The sequence below is a fragment of the uncultured Campylobacter sp. genome, from assembly GCF_938045465.1.
Classification (GTDB): Bacteria; Campylobacterota; Campylobacteria; order Campylobacterales; family Campylobacteraceae; genus Campylobacter_B.
Genome location: NZ_CALIBF010000066.1, coordinates 1 through 6,923, shown reverse-complemented (window position 1 = coordinate 6,923; position 6,923 = coordinate 1). Strand labels below are relative to the sequence as shown.

Below are 6,923 nucleotides of genomic sequence, written 5' to 3'. Positions count from 1 at the left end.
GAAATTTAACGCGCGAAGGTACGAATACGATCCGCGATGAAGCAGACGCAATCAAACGCGATATGAATTCTACGGGAGGATTAAATGCCGAGCAATAAGATGAGCTTGAAAACTAGTAAAAGTCAAATTTTTTTGTTAATCGTAGGGGTTGTTATTCTGTGCACCCTATATATAAGCAGCAGTGGTGCGTATTGTAACATTTGGGAATCTTTTTTAAACAACAAGGGTGAAGAGGATGACGCCTGCATCGCTAAGCTGATAAAGCGCGCGGATGCCGGCGATGACCATGCGGTAAATCGACTAATGTATCCAAGCCAGGCATATATCAAGCGCACATGCGAAAAGGGGGTAGAAAACTTGAGCGAACGCGAGAGATATTATTTCCAAGGCTTTAGCGGGGATCGATGCGAGATTTGGGGCTTTAAAACGCCCAAATCAAAAGACGGCGAAGCAAATACGACAAGTAGCGGCGGTAATTTAACGCGCGCCGGGGCAAACAACGGCGAAGCCGACACTATGGGCAACAAGGTGAGCTCCATAAAGCGCGAAGGAAATTCTACGGAAGAGCAAAATGCTGGGCGATGAAAATTTAGAAAAATTTTTCTCAAAAATCGACGCGGCGGAGTTTGGAATTTCGGCGGGCTCAAAGCTCGCTTCAAAAAATCATAAACTTGCAGGAAGCGCGAGAGACTTGAGCGGCGACAAGCCCTTAAAATTACAAGGCGGCGTGGAATTTTGCGGCGGACAGTCATATTTTAGCGACGCGCAGCAAGATGAAATTTTAAAATTTAATGCCAAGCCGCCGTTTGATGCCGAACGAGCGCAGGCAAAGATAGAAAATTTCATGCGCGATCTGCTGCAAAACTATGTGCTTTGCGTAAGCGGCGCGGAATTCGCCTTCGCGGAGATCGAGGCGTATTTCACGGGCGCAGATCGCAACACCTACAAGCGCACGTCGCGGGCGGGCGAGATATTTTTTCACAATTTCGGCTTTGACATTTCGTTTCGCAGCGTCCCGCAAAGCGGCGGCGGGATTTTGGTGCGAAGCCTACGTATCCTAAGCGGCGCAGAACTTTTAGCGGGCAGCTTACCGGATTCAACGGGCTGCTTACCCGGCTTAGCAGGCGACTTGCACAGCTTGGCGGAGAGCGATTCGCTCGGCTCCGCCGCCCCGCTCATACAAAATGGCGATTTTATTGCGGGTCCGCGCAAATGCATGGGTAAAATTTTAAATCTGCAAACGCAAAATTTAAACTTCTCTTTAAAGCGTGTGCCGCAAATAGCGCATGCAGCGAGCTTTAGTAACCGAATCCGACGAGGCGAGATCGTAAATGAAGCGAATCTGGACGCAAATATGCCAAGCGGTGCAGCGGGCGCGGCGAAGCTTGCGAATGAGCCGCGCAGGCTTACCAGCGAGGAGTTTGAGGTATATCTGAGCGCGGGCTACGCTGCCGCGAAAACATATAAAAAATCGCTGCAAAGATACGAGAGCTAAATTTTTGATCAAACGGCGCGCAGCGGGCGAGCGGTAAAATTTAATGAGCTTTAAGTAGTGGAGGTATAAAATGGCGCATCCATCAAATTTAAAGGCGGCAAATGGATCAAAGCAGGCTTGAGGAATTAAGAAAGCTACTACAAAAGCGGCATCAAGAGCCGAAGCGGGGCTTGGAACAAAATTCTAACGGCGAAAATTTTAAAGTCCCGAATTCTGAAATCCAGAATTCCGAAGACTCTAATTTTGAAGTTTCAAATTTCGAAGCTTCAAATTCTGAAACCCTAAATTCCGATCCTGGCGCTTTAAATTTAAAAGCCGAAGCGGATCGGAATTCCGCCCGTGTAAACAACGCAGAGCCGCAAAATTCTATCTCGGATGATAGCGGCTTTTTGCAGCATAATCCCAAAGCTAGAGATTACGACAAAGAGCCGATAGCAATCAAAAATTATGAAAAATTTTTTGTATATTCGTTTTTAGTCCTATTATTGCCTATCTCTACGCTACATGCATTTTTGATTATAGATTTTATAAATCATGATGATATTGACATAGTTCAGTATTTTGCTATTTTATTCATTATTTTACTATCTACGGTTATAATATCTATATTTACCATAACCCACCCTAGACAAGAGATAAAATTCACAAACAAATATATACAATTCATTAGCGACGGCTTGGTTGAAAAACGCTGTGAAATTGACGAAAACGCCTTATCTTTAAATTTCTCTATCGGAATTTTGGCAAGTTCATATGAGATAGGAAAATCTGAAAAGATATTTTTGTACTTTATCGCTATTTTTATGTGCGTAACATGGTGGAATATATTTTTTATAGCGGTATCCTTTACATATTTATTCGGGTTTTTATTAAATTTTATACTTTATCTGTTTGTAAATAGGAATTTAAAAGGGTTTAGGGCTCTGCCGTTTATTAGGATCGCACGCCCCTCATATGGCAGATGGTTTAGGAACAAACCCGTTTATCCAAGATATTATCTCGTTTATCTCTATAATCAAAAAATTTATGATGAAATTAAAGAATATTTTTTACGAAAAAGCGTAAACATAAATAACGTTAAGAAAGATTATTTGTTTATCTAACTAGGAGGATAAAATGACGAGGGAAGAGGTCGCGAAGAAAGAGTCAGGCAACGTATATAAAAGTCTTTTGTCGATTAAGCTATTACAAATTTATATCTATTTTTAAAGAGGGGCTTGAAATAATGGAAAATTATAATAAACAAAAAGCCAGAGATTACGACAAATATCCGATAGTTATAAAAAAGCTAGATGATCTGTTTTGGCTGATAGCTCTTGGAATTTTATTAATTTGTTCTTTGATACAGAATTTTGGCGGCGAATATAAATTTAGGTTTTATATGAAAATATTGCTAGGTTATGGCACTGCCTTTTTCTTTATATACGCGGCGAGTTTTATAAATAGCAAAAAAACGATAACTTTTATGAAGGACAAAATAGAATTTAAAAATAAAACCAGATGTGAAAAAGAGATGGCATTAAAAAATATCTCCGTTTACAGATATGCTTATATGATTCCCAATTTTGCGCCATTTGATGTAAGAATCAAATTTTGTATTTTGGTTTTATTCATAATGATCGTCGTGTCATTATACAGCTCCGGATTTTATGTAGTTATTTTTATAATTATGGGCTTATTATTGATGCCTATTATTAAATTTGTCTACTATATTCTGTTTGAGAAAACGGCTAGGTTCTTACTTTGTGATAAATTGCTGATATGCAACGGTTTCGATTCAGAAGTATTTACGATCAATAGTAAAAATGAGCTTGGCGAGCTGCAAAAATATTTCTTGGATACGCTAAATATAGATATTGCAGAGAGATATTTATTTTGGAAACCGCCTTATGATATCGCAAAAATAATAGTGAATAAAATGAACAAATTTATGAAATTCTAAAAACAAAAGATAAGGTTTCAAAAATATATAAACGATACATAATTAGCGTACCGCGGGATAAGCAATTTAATCCGCAGAATATCGATCTTTAATGAAAGATAGAATTTAGAAAATTTAAATTTTAAAGCTCCGCTTGAAATTTTGCCTTTAAAATTTACGCTCTAATCATTGCCGCTTTCATATACGCCGAGCTCTACGAGATTGCCGTCAGGATCGCGCAGATAGATACTTTGCATAGCGCCGCGCGCGCCCGTGCGAGGCACGACGCCAAGCTCTATTTGCACCCCTTTGCTTTCAAGCTCCGTTTTGAGCTGCTGCGCGCTTTGCCCCTCGCAGATGAGGCAAAAGTCCGCCGAGCCTGCGCTAGGACGCGCTGCAAACGGCGCAAACTCGCCCGCGCGGGTGTGGATATTGATCTTTGAGGAGCCGAAACGCAGGCTGTGTTTGCCGCCCTCGCAAACATGCTCTAAGCCCAAAATCCCTTCGTAAAATTCCACGCATTTTTGCAGATCCTCCGTAACTAGGACGAAGTGATCGATCCCTTTGATTTTCATTTCATCTCCCTGTGCGCTTGCAAGTCGCAAAATTTTTACGCCTCGCGGTGCAATCTTGGAATTCTGCCGTGAAATTTTGCGACAAAATTCCAAATGCTCATAGCGCGAAATCAAAATTTCGCGGCGTAAATTTTAAAATTCTAAAATTTAGCCTAAGTAAAAATGGAGCGCGAGTAGAGTCTGACTTTAGTAAAATTTGACCCGACGAAATTCCGTCTAGCTAGCGCCGCAAATTCTAATCCCGCGATTTCAAAACTAGCGATTTTAAAATTCTCTTGCCTACCTCGACACCCGGCTGATCGTAAGTGCTGACGCCCAGTATCGCTCCAGTAGCGCTGGTTAGCAGCTCGAAGTAGTAAAATAGCTCGCCCACGCTCTGTTCGCACAGCCGCGAAACCTCGATTAGATCGACGCTGATACCCTCGTTTAGCACGGCTTGCAGCGTAGCATCGCACTGAAGATTTAGCACCTCGTCCAGTCGCATGCCATTTACGAAGTCACAGCCCTCAAGACCTTGCAGACTGATACCAGGCACCGCGTCCGCAGTGCCGTTGTCCGTGAGCTTTAAGAAAGTCACGGTCTTATCCTTTACGCCGTCCATTATGAGCTGAAGGAAGCTGTGCTGATCGCGCGAGCCTACAAGCCCAACAGGAGTAAGCCCCTCGCGTCTAAAGCCGATCTTTTTACCTAGGCTTTCCGCCCAGAGCTGCACGTACCACTCGCCCAATGCGCGCAGCGCGTCGCCATAGCTAAAAAGGACGTTGATTTTCGCACTTTTGTGCGTGGCGTAGTGATGGGCTTTTCGTAGAATTTTATTCTCCGCGATTTTAGCGGGATCGCCTGCTAAAATTTCATCCAGATACCGCTCTTTTGCGGCGGCAGCTCCGCGCAGCATCGCGCTTGCATCAAGACCTAGCCCAACTGCGGGCACTAGCCCTACTGCACTTAACACGCTAAAACGACCGCCTACGTTAGCAGGCATATTTATCACGCAGGCACCGTGCTCACGCGCGAAGATATCAAGCGGCGAGCCCGCATCGGTGATAAAGATGAAATTTTTTGCTAGCGTCTTTAAATTTGAAATTCCAAAACGCTGCAAAACGACCTTAAAAAGCGAGATTGTCTCGATCGTGCTGCCCGATTTGGAGGATACTATGAAAATCGTGCGAGCGAAATTTAACCCTTCAAGCGCGCGACGCACACTAAGCGCGTCTAAATTATCCAAAATTTCAAAGCGCAAATTCTTTCTTACGCGCGGACGCAGCATCTCATAAAGCGCCCGCACGCCTACGCTAGAGCCGCCGATGCCCAAAAGCACGCCCCCGTCGTAGCTTCGTGCGCTAAAAAATTCCTGCGCCCGCGCTATTACGTCCGCGCCTTGCTGCGGTAGGCGGTAGTAGCCTATCTCGCCACTTTCGTATTCGGCGCGGATCTTTGCCGCTACCTCTTCTAGCGCGCCCTCTTTTGCCGGCGGGAAAAACAGCTCATTTTTTACCATCGCCGAATTCTCGCTCGTAGAAATATTTGATCGCCTCCACGTAGCCTTTTACCGAGCCGCAGTCGAAGCGAGTGCCTTTAAATTTATACGCGATCACCACGCCGTTTTGAGCCTGCTTCAAAAGCGCGTCGGTGATCTGTACTTCGCCGTTTTTACCCGGCGCCGTCTGCTCGATGAGATCGAAAATATTAGGCGTTAGGATATAGCGCCCGATGATGGCTAAGCTCGACGGAGCCTCGCCGGGCTCGGGCTTTTCAATCATATCCGAGACCATTATTAGATCGTCGCTGATGCTCTTTCCTGCGATGATGCCGTATTTGTTTACGTCCTGCGGCGGCACCTCCATTACCGCAACGACGCTGCAACGGTATTTTTCGTAAATTTTAACCATCTGCGCAAGCACGCCCTCGCCGTTTTCGTTCACGCACAGATCGTCTGCGAGCACCACGCCGAAAGGCTCGTCGCGGATTAAAATTTTACCCGTATAAATCGCGTTGCCGAGCCCCTTCATCTGCTCTTGGCGCGTAAAAGAGAAGGTGCAGCGCTTCATAAGCGCCCTAATCTCGTCGAGCAGATACTCCTTGCTGCTGCCTGAAATTTGATCCTCCAGCTCGTAGCTGCGGTCAAAATAATCCTCCAGCGCGCGTTTGCCGCGACCCGTGACGAACGCCATATTATCCATGCCTGCTTCCAGCGCCTCGTCCACGCCGTAGTGAATGAGCGGTTTGGTAAGGATCGGAAGCATCTCTTTAGGTAGCGATTTGGTCGCGGGCAAAAAGCGCGTGCCGTAGCCCGCCGCGGGAAATAAACAAGTCTGGATCATGAAGCTCCTTTGATCTTTTTTTGAACTTTTATTATAATGCAAAAAAGATAAAATTCCGCAAAGGAAAGCCTTGAAAACGATTGAAAAAGAGATCAGCGCCGCACAAGAGATCAAAAAATCAAGTTTCATCGCCTATCTCGCGCCGCTAGCGAGCTTTGAGGCGCTGCGTGCGCAGTTGTGGCAGCAACACCCCAAGGCGCGGCATATCGTCTGGGCGTATCGCGCGCTGGGTGAGCCCGGGCAGATCGTAGAAAACTCAAGCGACGACGGCGAGCCCAAATCGACCGCGGGCGCGCCGTGTCTAAACGCACTTCGCGGCGCCGAATTGATTAACGCCGCGGTGTTCGTGGTGCGCTACTTCGGCGGCATCAAGCTAGGTACTGGCGGGCTCGTGCGCGCATACGCTAGTAGCGCAAATGCCGCGATAGACGCCGCTGCGGATGCCGCAGAGCTAGTGGAATTCGTGCTGCGTAAGAAGTGCATATTTTTCGTGCCGTTTGCGGCGGTGGCTAAATTTGAACATTTTTTAAAAAAATCGGGTTTTATTTATGAAGCAAGCTTCGGCGCTGCGGAGATTCGCACCTCGGTGATGGAATTGTCCAGCATGAACC

8 protein-coding genes are annotated in these 6,923 nt (G+C 45.5%); 5 read left to right on the top strand and 3 right to left on the bottom strand.

Annotated features, from left to right (window positions below; translation table 11 throughout):
- Positions 1–84 precede the first annotated feature (84 nt).
- The 4 genes from Q0413_RS03295 (at position 85) to Q0413_RS03280 (ending at position 3,437) form a co-directional block, all read left to right on the top strand.
- Positions 85–585 carry a hypothetical protein gene (locus tag Q0413_RS03295; protein ID WP_298987277.1) on the top strand — a complete coding sequence of 167 codons (501 nt, stop codon included), beginning with the start codon at positions 85–87 and terminating at the stop codon, positions 583–585.
- On the top strand, positions 572–1,495 hold the full coding sequence (locus Q0413_RS03290) for a hypothetical protein (protein WP_298987275.1): 924 nt from the start codon (positions 572–574) through the stop codon (positions 1,493–1,495). The genes Q0413_RS03295 and Q0413_RS03290 overlap by 14 nt, the downstream gene beginning before the upstream one ends.
- A gap of 101 nt (positions 1,496–1,596) precedes the next feature.
- On the top strand, positions 1,597–2,598 hold the full coding sequence (locus Q0413_RS03285) for a hypothetical protein (RefSeq protein ID WP_298987272.1): 1,002 nt from the start codon (positions 1,597–1,599) through the stop codon (positions 2,596–2,598).
- A gap of 122 nt (positions 2,599–2,720) precedes the next feature.
- Entirely contained in the window at positions 2,721–3,437 is a 717-nt protein-coding gene (locus Q0413_RS03280; protein WP_298987270.1) for a hypothetical protein, read from the top strand.
- A gap of 161 nt (positions 3,438–3,598) precedes the next feature.
- On the opposite strand, the gene Q0413_RS03275 is transcribed toward Q0413_RS03280, so the two are convergent.
- From Q0413_RS03275 to galU, 3 genes are all read right to left on the bottom strand, one after another.
- A complete protein-coding gene (locus tag Q0413_RS03275; protein ID WP_298987267.1) occupies positions 3,599–3,991 on the bottom strand; it encodes a VOC family protein in 393 nt (130 codons plus the stop codon).
- A 235-nt stretch (positions 3,992–4,226) separates the two neighbouring features.
- Positions 4,227–5,489, bottom strand: coding sequence for a glucose-6-phosphate isomerase (locus Q0413_RS03270; RefSeq protein WP_298987264.1), 1,263 nt, complete (start codon positions 5,487–5,489; stop codon positions 4,227–4,229).
- The gene (galU, locus tag Q0413_RS03265) at positions 5,476–6,312 is read right to left on the bottom strand and encodes a UTP--glucose-1-phosphate uridylyltransferase GalU (protein ID WP_297881561.1); all 837 of its coding nucleotides are present in this window, start codon (positions 6,310–6,312) and stop codon (positions 5,476–5,478) included. Before galU ends, Q0413_RS03270 begins: the two co-directional genes overlap by 14 nt.
- 70 nt (positions 6,313–6,382) lie before the next feature.
- Between galU and Q0413_RS03260 the strand changes: the two genes are divergently transcribed.
- A partial coding sequence (locus Q0413_RS03260; protein ID WP_298987261.1) for a YigZ family protein occupies positions 6,383–6,923 on the top strand: 541 nt, incomplete at its 3' end.